Source organism: Pseudomonas sp. UBA5666 (genome assembly GCF_002420785.1).
GTDB classification, from domain to species: domain Bacteria; phylum Pseudomonadota; class Gammaproteobacteria; order Pseudomonadales; family Pseudomonadaceae; genus Aquipseudomonas; species Aquipseudomonas fulva.
In genome coordinates, this window is the sequence record NZ_DIIQ01000043.1 from 19,267 (window position 1) to 37,279 (window position 18,013).

Below are 18,013 nucleotides of genomic sequence, written 5' to 3' on the forward strand. Positions count from 1 at the left end.
CGGTCTTACCAGTAGAGCGAATGGATACGAGACGACCATGTCCGAGCACACCGACATCTTGAGCGACGCAGAGCGTGCGGCACTCGCTGCTGTGAGTGCGCCGCCGCCTGCCCGGCCGGTAGTGCTCGTGGTCGACGATAATCCGGTCAACAGCGAAGCCTTGATGTTGTATCTCAAAAGCAAGGGTATCGACGGCATGACGGCCGATGGCGCCCAGGAGGCGCTGTTCAAGCTCCATTGGGAGCCTCGCATCGCGCTGATGATCACCGACCTGCGGATGCAGCCCGAGGATGGGCTGTACCTTATCCACAAGGTGCGCGAGATGCAGGAAGCGGACCGGGCTGCGCTTTCGATCATCGTGGTATCAGGCGATACCGATGTGAAGGAGGCCGTTGATGTCATGCACCTGGGGGTTGTGGACTTTCTGTTGAAGCCCGTCGACCTGGCGAAACTGCTCGAACTGGTGAAGCGCGAATTGAAGCTGGCCTGATGCGCAAGCGGGGCCCGAAGGCCCCGCCGATCAACGCTGCAAGCAGCTCACGCTATACGCCGGTCGTTCAGATCCCGTTGCGTGCCTTGAACTCACGGCGACGGCGATGCAGCACAGGCTCGGTGTAGCCGTTAGGCTGCTTGGTACCTTCGAGCACCAGCTCGACTGCCGCCTGGAAGGCAACGTTGTCGTCGAAGTTGCCCGCCATCGGGCGATACAGCGGGTCGTTGGCGTTCTGCTTGTCGACCACTGCCGCCATGCGCTTGAGGCTTTCGAGCACCTGCTCCTGGCTGACTACACCATGTCGCAGCCAGTTGGCCAGCAACTGGGCGGAAATGCGCAAGGTGGCGCGGTCTTCCATCAGCCCCACGTTGTTGATGTCGGGCACTTTGGAGCAACCCACACCCTGATCGATCCAGCGCACCACGTAGCCCAGGATGCCCTGGGCATTGTTGTCCAGCTCATTGCGGATTTCCTCGTCCGACCAGTTGGGGTTGGTCGCCAGCGGAATGGCCAGGATGTCATCGACCGAAGCCGGTGTGCGCGAAGCCAGCTCGCGCTGGCGCGCCTGCACATCCACCTTGTGGTAGTGCAGGGCGTGCAGGGTGGCTGCCGTCGGCGAAGGCACCCACGCGGTATTGGCACCGGCCAGCGGGTGAGCGATCTTCTGCTCCAGCATGGCGGCCATCAGGTCGGGCATGGCCCACATGCCCTTGCCGATCTGCGCACGCCCTTGCAGGCCGGTGGCAAGGCCTACATCGACGTTGTTGTTTTCATAGGCGCCGATCCACTTCTCGTTCTTCATGGCGCCTTTGCGCACGACCGGGCCTGCCTCCATGGAGGTATGGATTTCGTCGCCCGTGCGATCGAGGAAGCCCGTATTGATGAACACCACGCGCTCGGCAGCGGCCTTGATGCAGGACTTGAGGTTGACCGTTGTGCGGCGCTCTTCGTCCATGATGCCGACCTTGACGGTATTGCGCTGCATGCCCAGCAGGTCTTCGACCCGGCTGAATATCTCGGCGGCGAACGCCACTTCCTCCGGGCCATGCATCTTCGGCTTGACGATGTACACACTGCCGGTACGGGTATTGCGGCGGCTGGTGGTGCCCTTGAGGTTGTGCAGCGCCATGAGGTTGGTGAACAGACCGTCCTGGATACCTTCCGGGACTTCGTTACCCTGCGCGTCGAGGATGGCCGGGTTGGTCATCAGGTGACCCACGTTGCGTACGAACAGCAGCGAGCGACCATGCAGCGTAACGCTGCCCCCGTTGGGCGCTGCGTACTCGCGATCGGGGTTCATGGTGCGGGTGAACGTCTTGCCGCCCTTGCTGACGCTTTCGGCCAGGTCACCTTTCATCAGCCCCAGCCAATTGCGATACACGATCACTTTGTCGTCGGCGTCGACTGCCGCCACGGAGTCTTCGCAGTCCATGATGGTGGTCAGTGCCGATTCCATCAGGATGTCCTTGACGCCTGCGGCATCGGTGCTGCCCACCGGGGTACTGGCATCGATCTGGATTTCGAAGTGCAGGCCGTTGTGCTTGAGCAACACGGCAGTGGGGGCGTTGCTGTCGCCGTGGAACCCGACCAGTTGGGCGTCGTCACGCAGGCCCGTGTTGCTGCCGCCTTTGAGGGTGACGACCAACTGGCCGGCCTCGATGCGATAGGCCGTGGAGTCGACGTGCGAGCCAGCAGCCAGTGGTGCCGCTTCGTCGAGGAAGGCACGGGCGAAGGCGATCACTTTGTCGCCACGTACCTTGTTGTAGCCTTGCCCCTTTTCGGCGCCGCCTTCCTCGCTGATGGCGTCGGTGCCGTAGAGCGCATCGTACAGCGAGCCCCAGCGGGCATTCGCGGCGTTCAGGGCAAAGCGTGCATTCATGACCGGTACCACCAACTGCGGACCGGCCATGTGGGCGATTTCTTCGTCCACGTTTTGCGTAGTGGCCTGGAAATCGTCGGCTTGTGGCAGCAGGTAACCGATTTCCTGAAGGAAAGCCTTGTAGGCCGGGGCGTCGTGGGCCTGGCCTTTGCGGGCCTGGTGCCAGGCGTCGATCTGGGCTTGCAGCTCGTCGCGCTTGGCGAGGAGGGCTTTGTTCTTTGGAGCGAGGTCGTTGATGATCTTTTCAGCACCTGCCCAGAACTGCTCGGCGATGATGCCGGTTCCGGGGATGGCTTCGTTGTTCACGAAGTCGTACAGGACTTTGGCGACCTGAAGGCCACCGACTTGAACGTATCCAGTCATTGCTTGCCTCACTCTGCTCAGCTATTTCGCTCTTTTGTATTGAGCCTGTAGCGCTTCTCCTCGCACGGCACCAGTGCATGCCTCCGGTACAAGCCCGGACGCGGCTGGGTGCGGTTTGCCTGCCTGACAGCAAGCAACGTGCATTCTTCACAGGCGCCTCGACAGACCTTCAAACGACGTTGTGTAGTCCGCGCCCACGGATACTACATGAAGCAGCCGGCTGGGCACTATCAGACTAAAAGCGCCGTCAGGCGACCTGTTGGTCGCACAGGATCCTGCAAGGAAGCGCCATGTTCGCAAAAAACGGAGTGATTGTTCCATATAAATCTAAAAACAGTACACGATTTATAAGGAGGATTGCCCTGCGGCAGGTTGACGCGCCTTGCCTATACTGTGGCGACACCTTGGCGCTGTATGGCCTGAACCCCACTCGAGGAACATTCCGTGGAACATCTTGTGCTTACCGTGATCGCCCCGGACAAGGCCGGCCAAGTCGAGCGGATCGCCCAGTGCATCGCCGACTTCGAGGGTAATTGGCTGGAAAGCAGCATGTCGCGCATGGCTGGGCAATTTGCCGGCATCCTGCGGGTGGCAGTGCCGGCGGATCGGTATGACGCGTTGGTGGACGCGCTCGGGGCATTGTCCGCACACGGCATTCGCGTGCAACTGGCCGAAAGTGGCAGCGAGCCTGCCCATGCATCCAAACCCTTTGGCATGGAACTGGTAGGTAACGACCGGCCAGGGATCGTGCGGGATATCACCCGTGTGCTGGCCGAGCTGAATGTGAACGTCGAACGGATTGCCACAGAGGTACGCCCGGCACCGATGAGCAACGAACCCCTGTTTCATGCCGAGGCCCTTCTGGCATTACCCGCGTCCCTGCCGCTGGAGCAGCTGCAGCAACGTCTGGAAGCGCTGGCCGATGACTTGATGGTGGAGTTGCGGTTGCGCGCGGATGAGTAAATGCGGCTCGCCACTGCCGCAGACTCTGGCAGAGGTTATCCCGATTTAGAGAGGACGGCCTTGTGGATAAGCTGGGGCTATCGGGCCCCAGCGCCCGGCTTGCAAGGGCTGCAGAGATTTGATCGAAAATTGATCAATGTAGAGGGGTTGTGCACAAACGGCGGGGACGAGGGTGTGGATAAGCTCTGGAGATGTCTCTGCAGGCCATGTATATCAAGGCGTACAGAGACATGATCGTTTTTTGATCAGCGACTTTTACGCAAACTCCACCACGCATCGACGCTGTACAACGCCAGCCCTGCCCAGATGAACATGAATGCCGTAAGCGTGCTTGGGGATAGATGCTCGTCGAACAGCCAGATGGCCTGGAGCAAGACCAGCGTTGGCGCCAGGTATTGCAGAAAGCCCAGCGTGGTGTAGGGCAGATGCCGTGCGGCAGCGTTGAAACACACCAGCGGCACCAGTGTCACGGGGCCTGCAGCCATCAGCCACAAGGCCTCGCTTGTGGTGTAGAACTCACCTTGCGCGCTCATCGCGCCGGGGTGCAGCAGCAACCACCCAAGCGCCAGCGGTACCAGCATCCAGGTCTCGACAACCAGACCGGGCAGGGCCGCCACGGGGGCTTGCTTGCGAATAAGCCCGTAGAACCCGAAGGTCAGCGCCAGTGCCAAGGATACCCAGGGCAGGCTGCCCACCTGCCAGACCTGTTGCATGACGCCGAGCGCGGCCAGGCCGACCGCCAGCCACTGCAAACGGCGCAAGCGCTCGCCGAGAATCAGCATGCCGAGCAGCACGTTGATCAGCGGGTTGATGTAGTAGCCAAGGCTGGCCTCGAGCATGCGTCCGTTGTTCACCGACCAGACATACGTCAGCCAATTGGCTGCGATCAATGTGCCGCTCAATGCCAGGATGGCCAAGCGCCGCGGGTTGTCGCGCAGGTCGCGCCACCAGCCGGGGTGTTTCCAGAAGGCGAGCAGTATCGAGCCGAACAGCGCTGACCACAGCACACGGTGGACGATGATCTCCACGGCGGGGACGCTTTGGATGGCTTTGAAGTACAGGGGGAACAGGCCCCAGATGATGTAGGCACTCAGGCCCAGTAGATACCCGCGACGCGGGTTTGCAGCGTGCATGCAGAGTCCTTGCTTAAGATGCTGATTAACGGCAGCTATTGTAGACAGCGCCGACGGTCGATCTAGAACAACTTGAGTGGGGCTTCATCGAGGGCGGCCATTTGCTCACGCAGCGCCAGAATCTGATCACCCCAGTACCTAGGCTGACCGAACCACGGGAAGCTGGGCGGAAATGCCGGATCGTCCCAGCGACGCGCCAGCCAGGCACTGTAGTGGAGTTGACGCAGGGCACGCAGCGGCTCGATCAACGCCAGCTCACGCGGGTCGAAGTCGTGAAATTCGTTGTAGCCCTCGACCAGCTCGGCCAACTGGCCCTGACGCTCATCCCGATTGCCTGCCAGCATCATCCACAGGTCCTGTACCGCAGGGCCCATGCGGCAGTCGTCCAGGTCAACCACATGGTAGATCTCGTCGCGGTGCATCAGGTTGCCCGGGTGCAAGTCACCGTGCAGGCGGATGACCTGGTGCGGGGTGCGGGCATAGATGGCTTCCACTCGAGCCAGTACATCGCGCGCGACCGATTCGAAGGCGGGCAACAGTTCCCGGGGCACGAACCCGCCTTTTAGCAGTGTGTCCAGTGAGGCGTGCCCGAAGTTATCCACAGCCAACGCTTCCCGGTGTTCGAACGGCCGGCTGGCAGCCACGGCATGCAGGCGTCCGATCAACTGGCCCAAGCGGTACAACTGATCGAGGTTGCCGGGTTCAGGGGCATGCCCACCACGGCGCGGGAACAGCGTAAAGCGAAAGCCACCGTGTTCGAACAACGTGTTGCCTTGATGCTGCAGAGGCGCTACCACCGGCACTTCGCAGCCGGCCAATTCGGCCGTGAAGCGGTGTTCTTCGACGATGGCTGCATCGCTCCAGCGACCGGGTCGATAGAACTTGGCGATCAAGGGCTGCTCGCCCTCGATGCCCACTTGGTAGACGCGGTTTTCATAGCTGTTGAGTGCCAATACCCGCGCATCGCTGAGAAACCCCAATGATTCCACGGCGTCGAGCACCAAGTCGGGGGTGAGTGTGGCGAACGGGTGGGACATGATGACTCCGGCGGTAGGCAGCGTGGCCCCCATGTTACCGCGTTGGCCACCGAGGCGCCGCAGGGCACTCGGCCATGTGCCAAACGCCGTTACAGGTCAGGCCGGGATACCAATCACCACATCGGCGGCCGAGAACTGCGCACGCAGGGCGCTGCCAACGGTCACCTGGTGCTCTGCCAGCCAGGCCGGTTCGGCGAAGGCGCACAGGGTCTGACCATTGCCAAGCGCAAGGCGCACCTCGTGGGGGCCATCGGTGCCCGTCAGAATCGAGTCCACGGTCACCTGCAGGCAATTGTGCTGTTGATCCGCCTCGTCGCTGTGGCCCAGCAGGCGCACCCAACCTGCCTTGAGCAAGGCCACCACCGTCGTGCCCAAGGTCAGCCCAAGGCGCTCGGTGCTGTCATGAGTGATCAAGGCTTCGATCTGCAGCCCCCCACTCAGTGCAAGGCCGACCCGGTCATGCCACCCCACGCGATGAAGGGCGCTGACCTGGCCTTGCAGCTGATTCCGGGCGCTGGTGCGCAGCATCAGGCGACCGAGCAGGTCAAGGTCGCTCACATCATCGGTGGCTTCGAGCAACTGAGCTTGCAAGGCTTGCAGGCGCTGATACAGCCGCAGCACCCGTTCGCCTTCGGCAGACAGGCGTGCACCGCCGCCGCCGCGCCCGCCAGTGCTGCGCTCTACCAAGGGGCTGCTGGCCAGGTTGTTGAGTTCATCGATCGCATCCCAGGCAGCTTTGTAGCTCATGCCGGCAGCCTTGGCGGCGCGGGTGATGGAGCCCTGCTCGGCAATGTGCTGCAAGAGGGCCACGCGCTGTGGGCGGCGGGTAATGTGATGGGTCAGTGGGGCAGGTAAGGGCATGGGCATCCGACCGGTTCGGTGATGGGCCAGTGTACGGGGTGGGCGTAGCGTACCACTGCGTCGCCGCCACTGGCCTGCACGCTCATGCATAGCCGGGCTTGGGTGTGCGTGCCAGGCAGTAGACGTCTACACGTGCGGCACCTGCCTTGCGCAGGACCTGTGCAACAGCCTGCGCCGTCGCGCCGGTGGTCAGTACATCATCGACGAGCGCGACATGCTGGCCGTGCAGGCCACCGCATACGGCGAACGCCTGACGCAGGTTGCGCCATCGAGCCTTGGCGCTCAGATGCTGCTGGGCCGTGGTGTGGCGGGTGCGTACCAGCAGGTGTTCGACGAAGGGCACTGCCAGTTGCCTTGACCACCAACGCGCCAGCATCGCAGCCTGGTTGAACCCCCGTTCACGCAGCCGGCGCCGTGTCAGGGGTACAGCAAGCAGCACGTCGGGGCGGGGCAGGCCTTCGGCATAGTGATGGCTCAGCGCATGACCGGCAATCTCAGCCATCAGGCGTCCCAGCGGCCACTGACGGTTGTGCTTGAACCGACTGATCAGGGTGTCCACCGGAAATGTGAAATGCCAGGGTGCCAGAACCCGTTCGAATGCTGGCGGCCTGCGGTTGCACTGTCCGCATTCCATGCCTGCCATGGCCAGAGGCAGGGCGCACCGTGAGCAGTGGTCATCATCCAGCCAGGGCAGTTGTTGTTCACATGGCTCGCATAGCGCGTAGGGCTGGAGCGCAGTGGCACCGCATAGTGCGCATATTTGGTTAACTAGTGACCAATTGTAGACCAGCTTCTTAAGCTTAAGTTGACAGTTCATGGGCCTTCCCTGACTATTTCGGCTATCCGTGAAGCGCGGGCGTTCTCCTTGCCCGGCGCCTGCTAGAGCCTAAACAAGGAAACGCCGATGAGCGCCAGTACAACTGCAACAACACGTCACGACTGGTCCCTGGCCGAGGTCAAGGCGCTGTTCCAACAGCCGTTCAACGACCTGATCTTCAACGCCCAGGCTGTACACCGTGCGCATTTCGACGCCAACCGGGTGCAAGTCTCAACCCTGCTGTCGATCAAGACCGGTGCCTGCCCCGAAGACTGTAAGTACTGCCCGCAGTCCGGGCACTACAACACCGGCCTGGAAAAGCAGAAGCTCATGGAGGTGCAGAAGGTGCTCGAGGAGGCCGCGCGCGCCAAGGCCATTGGTTCCACGCGCTTTTGCATGGGCGCTGCGTGGAAGCACCCTTCGGCCAAGGACATGCCCTATGTGCTGGAGATGGTCAAAGGGGTCAAGGCCATGGGCCTGGAAACCTGCATGACCCTCGGCAAGCTCGACCAGGAGCAGACCCAGGCGCTGGCCCAGGCGGGCCTGGACTATTACAACCACAACCTCGATACCTCCCCCGAGTTCTACGGCAGCATCATCACTACGCGCACCTACGCCGAGCGCTTGCAGACCCTGGCCTATGTGCGCGATGCCGGCATGAAGATCTGCTCTGGCGGCATCCTCGGCATGGGCGAGACGCTCGATGACCGCGCAGGCCTGCTGATTCAACTGGCCAACCTGCCTGAGCATCCGGAGTCCGTGCCGATCAACATGCTGGTCAAGGTGGCCGGTACGCCGCTGGCCGACGAGGCCGACGTCGATCCGTTCGACTTCATCCGCATGCTGGCAGTGGCCCGTATTCTCATGCCCAAGTCGCACGTGCGCCTTTCGGCAGGCCGTGAGCAGATGAACGAGCAAATGCAGGCCTTGGCATTCCTGGCCGGTGCCAACTCGATCTTCTACGGTGAAAAGTTGCTGACAACGGCCAACCCGCAGGCCGACAAGGACATGCAGCTGTTCGCACGCCTGGGAATCAAGCCTGAAGTCGGTGAAGAGCACGCCGATGAAGTCCACCAGGCTGCGATCGAGCAGGCGCTGGTCGAGCAGCGCAACGATGCGTTGTTCTACGATGCAGCTTCGGCCTGACATGGCCTTCGACTTGGCCGCGCGGCTGGCCGACCGGCGTGCGGCGGACCTCTACCGACAGCGCCCCTTGCTGGAAAGCCCACAAGGGCCGCTGGTAGTGGTCGATGGCCAGCCGCTGCTGGCTTTCTGCAGCAACGATTACCTGGGCCTGGCAAGTCATCCTGACGTGCTCGCGGCCTGGCAGGCAGGTGCTGATCGCTGGGGTGTGGGTGGGGGGGCTTCGCATCTGGTCATAGGCCATACCACGGCACACCATCAACTTGAGCAAGCATTGGCCGAACTCACCGGGCGGCCGCGAGCGCTGCTGTTCTCCACCGGCTACATGGCCAACCTGGGGGTAATCACCGCATTGGTGGGCAAGGGCGATACGGTGTTGCAGGATCGCCTGAACCACGCCTCGCTGCTCGACGGTGGCCTGCTCAGCGGCGCGCGTTTCAGCCGTTACCTGCACAATGATGTCGGCAGCCTGAGCGACCGCCTGGCCAAGGCCACGGGCAATACATTGGTCGTGACTGATGGCGTGTTCAGCATGGACGGTGATGTGGCCGATTTGCCGGCGCTGGCCCAGGCGACGCGTGCGCGCGATGCCTGGCTGATGGTGGACGATGCCCATGGCCTGGGCACCCTGGGTGTGGGCGGCGGAGGAGTCGTCGAGCACTATGGCCTGGGCGTGGACGATGTCCCGGTACTGGTCGGTACGCTGGGCAAGGCCTGCGGTACGGCGGGTGCGTTCGTGGCTGGCAGTGAAGCGCTGATCGAAGCGCTGATCCAGTTCGCCCGGCCTTACATCTACACCACCAGCCAACCGCCCGCCTTGGCCTGCGCCACCCTCAAGAGCCTTGAGCTGGTGCGGACACAGCCTTGGCGACGCGAGCACCTGGCGGCACTGATACAGCAATTTCGCGAAGGCGCAGAACAACTGGGCTTGCGCCTGATGGAGAGCCAGACGCCGATCCAGCCGATTGTCATCGGTGACAGCGCGCAAGCGCTTCGCCTGTCGCAGCTACTGCGCGAGCGCGGTCTGTTGGTGACCGCTATCCGGCCACCTACGGTGGCGGTCGGTAGTGCGCGATTGCGCGTTACCTTGAGCGCTGCCCACACAGCAGCTCAGGTGCAGCTATTGTTGAATGCATTGGCAGAGTGTTATCCACAGCTGGAGCGCGCCGATGCGTAACCGACTCGTACTGCTACCAGGCTGGGGCCTGGGCACCGCTTCTCTTGAGCCGCTTGCAGCCAGCCTGCGCGCCCAGGACCCTGGGCTTCAGGTGACGCTGATGCCCATGCCGGAGCTGGATCACTGTGACGTCCAGGGTTGGGTCGAGCACCTGGATCGCAAGGTACCCAACGATGTGTGGCTGGGGGGGTGGTCGCTGGGCGGTATGCTGGCCAGTGCCCTGGCCGACAAGCGCGGCGACCACTGTTGCGGCTTGCTCACCCTGGCCAGTAACCCTAGTTTCGTGGCCCGTGCCGATTGGCCTCACGGGATGGCCGAAGACACCTTCGGGACGTTCCTGGATGGTTGCCGCAGCCATCCGTCGGTCACGCTCAAGCGCTTTCGCACGTTGTGCAGCGAAGGGGCCATGCAACCGCGCACCTTGCTTCGCCAGCTGGGCGTAGGCGTTCCAGACACCGATCCGCTGTACCTGGCTACGGCGCTACAGGTACTGGCCCAGCTCGATACCCGAGCAGCGCTGGAGGCATTCGCCGGCCCGCAGCTTCATCTTTTTGCCGGCGCAGATGCCCTGGTGCCAGCCGAAGCTGCGCAGGCGTTGAGCGAGCTGTTGCCCGACGTGGAAGTGGGCCTTGTCGAAGACAGTTCCCATGCGTTTGTGCTCGAGTACCCACAAGAACTGGCCAGCGGTATCAAAAGTTTCCTGCATGAGAGTGGCGATGACTGATCTTTCCCAGCCAGGCTTGCCTGGCGCCTTGCCCGACAAACGCCAGGTGGCCACGTCGTTTTCGCGTGCGGCAGCCAGCTATGACAGCGTGGCAGCCCTGCAGCGTTCGGTCGGTATGAACCTGCTGACGATGCTGCCATCTGACCTCGAACCGACTCGCTGGCTTGATCTGGGCAGTGGCACGGGCCATTTCAGCCGGGTGCTTGCCGAGCGTTACGGGCCTGCAAGCGGTGTTGCCGTGGACATCGCCGAAGGCATGCTGCGTCATGCTCGCGATCGAGCCGATGGCGCCCAAAGCTACATCGTCGGCGATGCCGAGCGCTTGCCGCTGGGGGAGGGGTGCGTCGATCTCGTCTTTTCCAGCCTGGCCGTCCAGTGGTGCAGCCATTTTGCCCAAGTGCTGGAAGAAGCTTCGCGTATTCTGCGACCAGGCGGCGTCCTGGCTTTCAGCAGCCTGTGCGTGGGTACGCTCGATGAATTGCGCGGTAGTTGGCAGGCCGTGGATGGCCAGGTACACGTCAACCGCTTCAGGCGCTTCGACGAATACCAGCGTTCATGTGCCGCCAGTGCCCTCGAGACGCAGGTACTGCAACAGTTGCCGCATGTATTGCATTATGCACACGTGCGCACATTGACCCATGAACTCAAGGCGCTGGGGGCGCACAACCTCAACCCGGGTCGTCCTGCCGGGCTCACCGGGCGCGCCCGCATACAGAGTATGCTCCAGGCGTACGAGGCCTACCGCCAGCCCCAAGGGCTGCCTGCCACTTATCAAGTGGTCTACGGCGTGCTGCGCAAGTCTGTGGCATAGGAGTACTTCATGAGTCAGGCGTATTTCATTGCCGGAACTGACACCGATGTCGGCAAGACCACCATTGCAGCCGGTCTTCTACACGCAGCGAAGTTGCAGGGGTTGAGCACCCTGGGGGCCAAGCCGGTGGCATCTGGCTGCAGCATGACGGCCAAGGGCTTGCGCAACAGCGACGCCCTGGCGCTGATCGACGAGAGCACCATCAAGCTCGCCTACGAGCAGGTCAACCCATTCGCCTTCGAGCCAGCCATCGCCCCCCATGTCGCCGCGCGGGAAGCCGGTGTGACGCTGGCGGTGGCGCAGCTGCTGGCGGATATGCGCACGGTGTTGCAGCACCAGGCCGATTTCACCTTGATCGAAGGCGCAGGCGGCTGGCGGGTGCCGCTTTCGGGCCTGGCGAACCTGTCGGACCTGGCCGTTGCATTGCAGCTGCCGGTCATCCTGGTGGTCGGAGTAAGGCTGGGCTGCATCAGCCACGCGCTGCTCAGTGCCGAAGCCATCGAACGGGACGGACTGCAGCTCGCCGGGTGGGTGGCGAACATCATCGAGCCAAAAACGTCGCGGCTCGAAGAGAATCTGGCCAGCCTGGCCGAACGGCTGCCGGCGCCTTGTCTGGGCCGAGTGCCCAAGCTCAAGCAAGCCACGGCGGACAAGGTGGCCGAGCATTTGCAACTGGACTTGCTGGATTAACCAGCGCGTGTCTGCGGTAGCGGCGGGGCCAAGCGTGTGCAAGGTTAACTGACGCTGGTATGGTCAAGGCCTATCAAGTGGCACTGAGCCATTAGCGATTTAAACGGGCTTTTTGGTAGCTGGCCTGCTTTAATGAGGCCTCACCGTCATCCAGTGTCGATGGAGTCCTGACATGGAAATCACCGGTAGCTCCGCCTTCTACGCAGGCCTTGGTGCCATTCACAATGGTCAGAATCGCGTTGACCAGGCCGCCAGCCAGGTCGCCAACACCACCGCCGAACGTTCCGCCACCAGTCAGTCGAGTGATTTTCAGGCCGAGCGGCTGCGTGCCGTGGATAGAAGTCAGCAAATGGACCTGGCTACCAGCACCGTGCAAATGGCGCTGGGCAGAACCGAAGTCGAGCTTGGCGCCAAAGTCGTCAAGGCATCCGACGAAATGCTGGGTCGTATCATCGACACCTACGCCTAACGGTCGATAGCGCGTTCCCGCCTGCCACACACCGCCCAGAGGCTTGCACTGCCTCGTTTTCTTTTCTTCGCCAGAAGCTTCCCCGTCCTCACGGGCGAAGTGGCGTGGGCGTTGATGGCGGATTCGCCAGTTTTCGTGGCGTAAATGGCACCTCTGGCCCTTCTTGACATCCGGCAGCGGTAAACGTAAGTTTCAAACAACTGTTTGATAGACCCTGCCGCGTGCGCCGGTCCCCCACAGAACTCACCTAGAGGTTCATCGCGATGCCTGACTACAAAGCCCCCCTGCGTGATATTCGCTTCGTGCGTGATGAGCTACTCGGCTACGAGGCGCACTATCAGAGCCTGCCAGGTTGCCAGGACGCCACGCCCGACATGGTGGACGCGATTCTCGAGGAAGGTGCGAAGTTCTGTGAGCAGGTACTGTCGCCGCTCAACCGCGTAGGCGATCAGGAAGGCTGCACCTGGAGCGAGGCGGGCGTGAAGACGCCGACCGGTTTCAAGGAAGCCTACCAGCAGTTCGTCGAAGGCGGCTGGCCGAGCCTGGCGCACGATGTGGAGCACGGTGGTCAGGGGTTGCCCGAGTCGCTGGGCCTGGCCCTGAGCGAAATGGTGGGCGGTGCCAACTGGTCGTGGGGCATGTACCCAGGCTTGTCCCACGGCGCAATGAATACCATCTCGGCCCACGGCACTGCCGAACAGCAGCACACCTACCTGACCAAGCTGGTTTCGGGTGAATGGACCGGCACCATGTGCCTGACCGAACCGCATTGCGGCACCGACCTGGGCATGCTGCGCACCAAGGCCGAACCCCAGGCCGATGGCAGCTACAAGGTCAGCGGTACCAAGATCTTCATTTCGGCCGGTGAGCACGACATGGCCGAGAACATCGTGCACATCGTGCTGGCACGCCTGCCCGATGCACCGGCTGGCACCAAGGGCATTTCCCTGTTCATCGTGCCGAAGTTCCTGCCCAACGCCGAAGGCGCAGCAGGTGAGCGCAATGGTGTGAGCTGCGGCTCCATCGAGCACAAGATGGGTATCCATGGCAATGCCACCTGCGTGATGAACTTCGACGCAGCCACCGGTTACCTGATCGGCCCGGCCAACAAAGGCCTGAACTGCATGTTCACCTTCATGAACACGGCACGCCTGGGGACTGCGCTGCAAGGCCTGGCCCATGCCGAAGTGGCCTTCCAGGGTGGCTTGAAGTATGCCCGCGAGCGCCTGCAGATGCGCTCGCTGACCGGGCCCAAGGCGCCTGAGAAGGCCGCCGACCCGATCATCGTCCACCCGGATGTACGTCGCATGCTCCTGACCATGAAGGCCTTCGCCGAGGGCACCCGTGCGATGGTCTACTTCACGGCCAAGCAGGTGGACATCGTCAAGTACAGTCAGGATGAGGAAGAGCGCAAGAAGGCCGATGCCCTGCTGGCGTTCCTGACCCCAATCGCCAAGGCCTTCATGACCGAGGTCGGCTTCGAGGCGGCCAACCATGGGGTTCAGGTCTACGGTGGGCATGGCTTCATCGCCGAGTGGGGCATGGAGCAGAACGTTCGTGACAGCCGTATTTCCATGCTGTACGAGGGCACCACGGGCATCCAGGCCCTGGACCTGCTGGGCCGCAAGGTGCTGATGACCCAAGGCGAGGCCCTCAAGGGCTTCACCAAGATCGTGCACAAGTTCTGCCAGTCGCAGGAAGGCAACGAGGCGGTCAACGAGTTCGTTCAGCCCCTGGCTGCGTTGAACAAGGAATGGGGCGAGCTGACCATGAAGGTGGGCATGGCTGCCATGAAGGACCGTGAGGAAGTGGGTGCGGCATCGGTGGACTACCTCATGTACTCCGGCTACGCCTGCCTGGCCTACTTCTGGGCCGACATTGCCCGCTTGGCTGCCGAAAAGCTGGCAGCAGGTACCAGTGAAGCGGCGTTCTACACCGCCAAGCTGCAAACGGCACGCTTCTACTTCCAGCGCATCCTGCCGCGTACCCGCACGCATGTGGCTGCCATGCTGTCCGGTGCTGACAACCTGATGGCCATGGACGAAGAACACTTCGGCCTGGCTTACTGAGTCACCTCAGGTCGTATGCGAACCGTCTGCTTCGGCAGACGGTTTTTTTATGTCTGGCGCAAGCCAACAATAAAGGTACTCAAGTGTCCAGGTGAACGGCCGATCAACTAAGGGCACAATGCCACTATTGGTCTGCCAGGTTGGAATTGCCCTTGCTTCGCCTTAACGCTGTCCGCCCAAGCCATTTCGTACCCTCTCTCGTCTTGCTGGGGGCAGGCTTGGCTGCGGCTTACGTCAAGGACCTCAGCGTTTTCTTCACATCGCTTTTCAATGTGCTGCCAACCCTCGTGCTGTTGATGGGCGGCGCCTATTGCGCGGTGTACAGGCGCCAGCGGGAGCTGTTTCTGATGCTCACGGTCTACATCGCCTATTTCCTGCTCGATACCCAGACTGACTTCTATCGAGACAACGGCCGCGTTCGTGAAGATGCTGCCGTGATCTTCCACCTCGTGTGCCTGCTGTTACCGGCGTTGTATGGCCTTTATGGCATCTGGCAGGAGCGCACGCACCTGCTCCAGGACCTGGTCGCCAGGTGTGCGGTGCTGTTGGCCACGGCCGCAGTGGCGGCCGGCTTCGAGCAAAGCTTTCCCGAGGCACTGCTGGCCAGCCTGGCGGAAATCCGCTGGCCGATCTTGCACGGTCAGTGGATGAGCCTGATTCAGCTGGCCTACCCGGTGTTCATGGGCATGCTGGCGTTACTCGTCGTACAGTACCTGCGTGCGCCCAGGCCCCTGCATGGCGCCTTGATCGTGGGCCTGGTCGGTATTTTCTGGATGCTGCCCAAGACGTTCGTGTTGCCTTTCACGCTGAACATCATGTGCAGCCAGGTCATGCTGATGATTGCCACGGCAGTCGCTCACGAAGCGTACCAGATGGCGTTCCGTGACGAGCTCACCGGGTTGCCGGGCCGTCGCGCGCTCAATGAGCGCCTGCAGCGACTAGGGCGCTCCTATGTGATCGCCATGGCCGACGTGGACCATTTCAAGCGCTTCAACGACACCCATGGCCATGATGTGGGCGACCAGGTCTTGCGGCTGGTGGCCAGCCGGCTTGGCAAGGTCAAGGGGGGAGGCCGCGCCTACCGCTATGGCGGCGAAGAATTCGCCGTGGTGTTCGCGGGCAAGACGGCTGACCAGTGCGTGCCGCATCTGGAAGCGGTTCGAGAAGCGATTGCCGGCTATGCCATGCACTTGCGTGACCAGAGTGCTCGTCCGCTGGATGACAACGCCGGCCGCCAGCGCCGCACAGGCAGCAGTGGCGACACGGTTACCGTGACCATCAGCGTAGGTGTGGCCGAACGGCAGGGCGATAACCGCAGCGTTGAAGAGGTGCTCAAGGCTGCCGATCAGGCGCTGTACGCTGCCAAGGCCGCGGGGCGTAATTGCTTGATGGTGCACGGCCTGAAAAATCGTCGGGGAGCAGTGCGGGAAGCGTGACCATAACTGACTACTTAGTCTCTTGATGACCCTATGTGTCGTAAAAGTTGTTCGGTTACACTGGTTCCACTACCCGTGCTGCGATGCTCATCGCCGCCCGTCCTGACCAGCGAGAGGTTGTCATGGCTGAATATAAAGCGCCCCTGCGCGACATGCGCTTCGTACTGAATGAAGTCTTCAACGTGGGCCAGCAGTGGGCGCAGCTGCCGGGCTTGGCTGAGTTGGTCGATGCCGAAACGGCCATGGCGGTGCTTGAGGAGGCAGGCAAGGTCACTGCACGCAGCATTGCACCGCTCAGCCGCGCTGCCGACGAGGAAGGCTGCCGCTGGGACAACGGCGCGGTGCATACGCCTGCCGGGTTCATCGAAGCCTACGACACCTATGCTCAAGGCGGCTGGGTAGGCGTGGGTGGCGACCCTGCCTTCGGCGGCATGGGCATGCCCAAGGCGGTATCGGCCCAGGTCGAGGAGATGGTCAACGCAGCCAGCCTGTCGTTTGGCTTGTACCCCATGCTCACCGCAGGTGCCTGCCTGTCGATCAACGCCCACGCCGACGAGGCGCTCAAGCACACGTACCTGCCGAACATGTATTCAGGTGTGTGGGCAGGCTCCATGTGCCTGACCGAACCTCATGCAGGTACTGACCTTGGCATGATCCGCACCAAGGCCGAGCCCCAGGCTGACGGCAGCTACCGTGTGACCGGCACCAAGATCTTCATCACCGGTGGCGAGCACGACCTGACCGAGAACATCATTCACCTGGTCCTGGCCAAGCTGCCAGACGCACCGGCAGGCCCCAAAGGGATCTCCCTGTTCCTGGTCCCCAAGTTCCTGGTCAACGAAGACGGCAGCCTGGGTGCTCGCAATCCGGCGACCTGCGGGTCCATCGAGCACAAGATGGGTATCCAGGCCTCGGCCACCTGCGTAATGAATTTCGACGAGGCGGTCGGTTACATTGTGGGGGAGCCCAACAAGGGGCTGGCCGCGATGTTCACCATGATGAACTACGAGCGGCTCGGCGTTGGCATCCAAGGGCTCGCTTCGGCCGAGCGCTCTTATCAGAACGCTGTCGAATACGCCCGGGATCGCCTGCAAAGCCGTGCACCGACCGGGCCCCAAGCCAAGGAAAAGCCTGCTGACCCGATCATCGTGCACCCGGATGTGCGGCGCATGTTGCTGACCATGAAGGCGCTGACCGAGGGCGGACGGGCGTTTTCCAGCTACGTGGCCATGCAACTGGACAGCGCCAAATACGCGCAAGACAGTGCCGTGCGCAAGCGCAGCGAGGAGCTGGTCGCGCTGTTGACCCCGGTGGCCAAGGCGTTTCTGACCGACCTGGGCCTTGAGTGCACCGTGCACGGTCAACAAGTGTTCGGTGGGCACGGGTATATCCGCGAATGGGGTCAGGAGCAGCTGGTGCGCGATGTGCGTATTACCCAGATCTACGAAGGCACCAACGGTATCCAGGCGCTGGACTTGATGGGCCGCAAGGTGGTGGCCAGTGGTGGCGCGTACTACCAGCTGTTCTCGAACGAAGTGCGTGAGTTCATTGCCGGTGCCGGTGCTGGCATGGCTGCGTTTACCAGCCCCTTGGAAGCGGCGCTCGACCAGCTCGATGGCGTGACCGACTGGGTGCTGCAACAAGCCAAGGGCAATCCGAACGAAATCGGGGCGGCGTCGGTTGAATACCTGCATGCCTTTGGCTATGTCGCCTATGGCTACATGTGGGCATTGATGGCCCAGGCTGCACTGGCAGGCGAGGGTGATGAAGCGTTCTACCAAGGCAAGCTTGGCACGGCACGCTTCTATTTCGCTCGCTTGCTGCCCCGCGTCGATTCGCTCATCGCCTCGGTCAAGGCGGGTAGCGAATCGCTGTACCTGCTGGATGCGGAACAGTTCTAGGACTGGCGCAGGCGATGAAGACGACTGTAGCGCAAGGGCTCGGCGCC

Annotated in this window: 16 protein-coding genes; 11 read left to right on the forward strand and 5 right to left on the reverse strand. The window is 62.2% G+C overall.

From position 1 onward, the window contains the following. Window positions 1-37: 37 nt before the first annotated feature. Window positions 38-490, forward strand: a complete 453-nt coding sequence (locus tag B2Y33_RS18665; RefSeq protein ID WP_027913591.1) for a response regulator — start codon at window positions 38-40, stop codon at window positions 488-490. 67 nt (window positions 491-557) lie between these two features. On the opposite strand, the gene B2Y33_RS18670 is transcribed toward B2Y33_RS18665, so the two are convergent. Then, complete coding sequence (locus B2Y33_RS18670; protein WP_111475134.1) at window positions 558-2,735, reverse strand: malate synthase G; 2,178 nt, start codon at window positions 2,733-2,735, stop codon at window positions 558-560. A gap of 444 nt (window positions 2,736-3,179) precedes the next feature. Here B2Y33_RS18670 and B2Y33_RS18675 point away from each other — a divergent pair, with 444 nt between their 5' ends. Next, the gene (locus tag B2Y33_RS18675) at window positions 3,180-3,698 is read left to right on the forward strand and encodes a glycine cleavage system protein R (protein ID WP_027913593.1); all 519 of its coding nucleotides are present in this window, start codon (window positions 3,180-3,182) and stop codon (window positions 3,696-3,698) included. Between the two features lie 245 nt (window positions 3,699-3,943). Here B2Y33_RS18675 and rarD read toward each other — a convergent pair whose 3' ends face one another. The 4 genes from rarD to B2Y33_RS18695 all read right to left on the reverse strand — a co-directional run bounded on the left by rarD (window position 3,944) and on the right by B2Y33_RS18695 (window position 7,546). Continuing rightward, complete coding sequence (gene rarD, locus B2Y33_RS18680; protein WP_049695338.1) at window positions 3,944-4,831, reverse strand: EamA family transporter RarD; 888 nt, start codon at window positions 4,829-4,831, stop codon at window positions 3,944-3,946. A gap of 62 nt (window positions 4,832-4,893) precedes the next feature. Then, a complete protein-coding gene (locus B2Y33_RS18685; RefSeq protein ID WP_028686641.1) occupies window positions 4,894-5,868 on the reverse strand; it encodes a serine/threonine protein kinase in 975 nt (324 codons plus the stop codon). A 96-nt stretch (window positions 5,869-5,964) separates the two neighbouring features. Beyond that, window positions 5,965-6,729, reverse strand: a complete 765-nt coding sequence (locus B2Y33_RS18690) for a TOBE domain-containing protein (RefSeq protein WP_027913596.1) — start codon at window positions 6,727-6,729, stop codon at window positions 5,965-5,967. Window positions 6,730-6,811: 82 nt separating this feature from the next. Then, complete coding sequence (locus tag B2Y33_RS18695) at window positions 6,812-7,546, reverse strand: ComF family protein (protein ID WP_028686639.1); 735 nt, start codon at window positions 7,544-7,546, stop codon at window positions 6,812-6,814. An 87-nt stretch (window positions 7,547-7,633) separates the two neighbouring features. Between B2Y33_RS18695 and bioB the strand changes: the two genes are divergently transcribed. The 9 genes from bioB (at window position 7,634) to B2Y33_RS18740 (ending at window position 17,966) form a co-directional block, all read left to right on the forward strand. Beyond that, a complete protein-coding gene (bioB, locus tag B2Y33_RS18700) occupies window positions 7,634-8,692 on the forward strand; it encodes a biotin synthase BioB (RefSeq protein ID WP_206405134.1) in 1,059 nt (352 codons plus the stop codon). A gap of 1 nt (window position 8,693) precedes the next feature. After that, window positions 8,694-9,866, forward strand: coding sequence for an 8-amino-7-oxononanoate synthase (bioF, locus tag B2Y33_RS18705; protein ID WP_088522858.1), 1,173 nt, complete (start codon window positions 8,694-8,696; stop codon window positions 9,864-9,866). Next, complete coding sequence (locus B2Y33_RS18710) at window positions 9,859-10,590, forward strand: alpha/beta fold hydrolase (RefSeq protein ID WP_088522859.1); 732 nt, start codon at window positions 9,859-9,861, stop codon at window positions 10,588-10,590. The genes bioF and B2Y33_RS18710 overlap by 8 nt, the downstream gene beginning before the upstream one ends. Next, complete coding sequence (gene bioC, locus B2Y33_RS18715; protein ID WP_049695341.1) at window positions 10,583-11,401, forward strand: malonyl-ACP O-methyltransferase BioC; 819 nt, start codon at window positions 10,583-10,585, stop codon at window positions 11,399-11,401. Before B2Y33_RS18710 ends, bioC begins: the two co-directional genes overlap by 8 nt. Before the next feature lie 9 nt (window positions 11,402-11,410). Then, window positions 11,411-12,091: a dethiobiotin synthase gene (gene bioD / locus B2Y33_RS18720; RefSeq protein ID WP_027913601.1), complete on the forward strand. Its 681-nt coding sequence runs from the start codon at window positions 11,411-11,413 to the stop codon at window positions 12,089-12,091. A gap of 172 nt (window positions 12,092-12,263) precedes the next feature. After that, entirely contained in the window at window positions 12,264-12,560 is a 297-nt protein-coding gene (locus tag B2Y33_RS18725; RefSeq protein ID WP_027913602.1) for a hypothetical protein, read from the forward strand. Between the two features lie 263 nt (window positions 12,561-12,823). Further along, on the forward strand, window positions 12,824-14,629 hold the full coding sequence (locus B2Y33_RS18730; RefSeq protein WP_027913603.1) for a phenylacyl-CoA dehydrogenase: 1,806 nt from the start codon (window positions 12,824-12,826) through the stop codon (window positions 14,627-14,629). Window positions 14,630-14,781: 152 nt separating this feature from the next. Continuing rightward, window positions 14,782-16,065, forward strand: a complete 1,284-nt coding sequence (locus B2Y33_RS18735; protein ID WP_027913604.1) for a GGDEF domain-containing protein — start codon at window positions 14,782-14,784, stop codon at window positions 16,063-16,065. Window positions 16,066-16,187: 122 nt separating this feature from the next. Then, a complete protein-coding gene (locus B2Y33_RS18740; protein WP_059183579.1) occupies window positions 16,188-17,966 on the forward strand; it encodes an acyl-CoA dehydrogenase C-terminal domain-containing protein in 1,779 nt (592 codons plus the stop codon). The last annotated feature ends 47 nt before the right edge of the window (window positions 17,967-18,013 follow it).

Coding starts and splice junctions, on each gene's coding strand:
- B2Y33_RS18665 (WP_027913591.1), top strand. CDS start 38: ATGTCCGAGCACACCGACATCTTGAGCGACGCAGAGCGTGCGGCACTC.
- B2Y33_RS18670 (WP_111475134.1), bottom strand. CDS start 2,735: ATGACTGGATACGTTCAAGTCGGTGGCCTTCAGGTCGCCAAAGTCCTG.
- rarD (WP_049695338.1), bottom strand. CDS start 4,831: ATGCACGCTGCAAACCCGCGTCGCGGGTATCTACTGGGCCTGAGTGCC.
- B2Y33_RS18685 (WP_028686641.1), bottom strand. CDS start 5,868: ATGTCCCACCCGTTCGCCACACTCACCCCCGACTTGGTGCTCGACGCC.
- B2Y33_RS18690 (WP_027913596.1), bottom strand. CDS start 6,729: ATGCCCTTACCTGCCCCACTGACCCATCACATTACCCGCCGCCCACAG.
- B2Y33_RS18695 (WP_028686639.1), bottom strand. CDS start 7,546: ATGAACTGTCAACTTAAGCTTAAGAAGCTGGTCTACAATTGGTCACTA.
- bioB (WP_206405134.1), top strand. CDS start 7,634: ATGAGCGCCAGTACAACTGCAACAACACGTCACGACTGGTCCCTGGCC.
- bioF (WP_088522858.1), top strand. CDS start 8,694: ATGGCCTTCGACTTGGCCGCGCGGCTGGCCGACCGGCGTGCGGCGGAC.
- B2Y33_RS18710 (WP_088522859.1), top strand. CDS start 9,859: ATGCGTAACCGACTCGTACTGCTACCAGGCTGGGGCCTGGGCACCGCT.
- bioC (WP_049695341.1), top strand. CDS start 10,583: ATGACTGATCTTTCCCAGCCAGGCTTGCCTGGCGCCTTGCCCGACAAA.
- bioD (WP_027913601.1), top strand. CDS start 11,411: ATGAGTCAGGCGTATTTCATTGCCGGAACTGACACCGATGTCGGCAAG.
- B2Y33_RS18725 (WP_027913602.1), top strand. CDS start 12,264: ATGGAAATCACCGGTAGCTCCGCCTTCTACGCAGGCCTTGGTGCCATT.
- B2Y33_RS18730 (WP_027913603.1), top strand. CDS start 12,824: ATGCCTGACTACAAAGCCCCCCTGCGTGATATTCGCTTCGTGCGTGAT.
- B2Y33_RS18740 (WP_059183579.1), top strand. CDS start 16,188: ATGGCTGAATATAAAGCGCCCCTGCGCGACATGCGCTTCGTACTGAAT.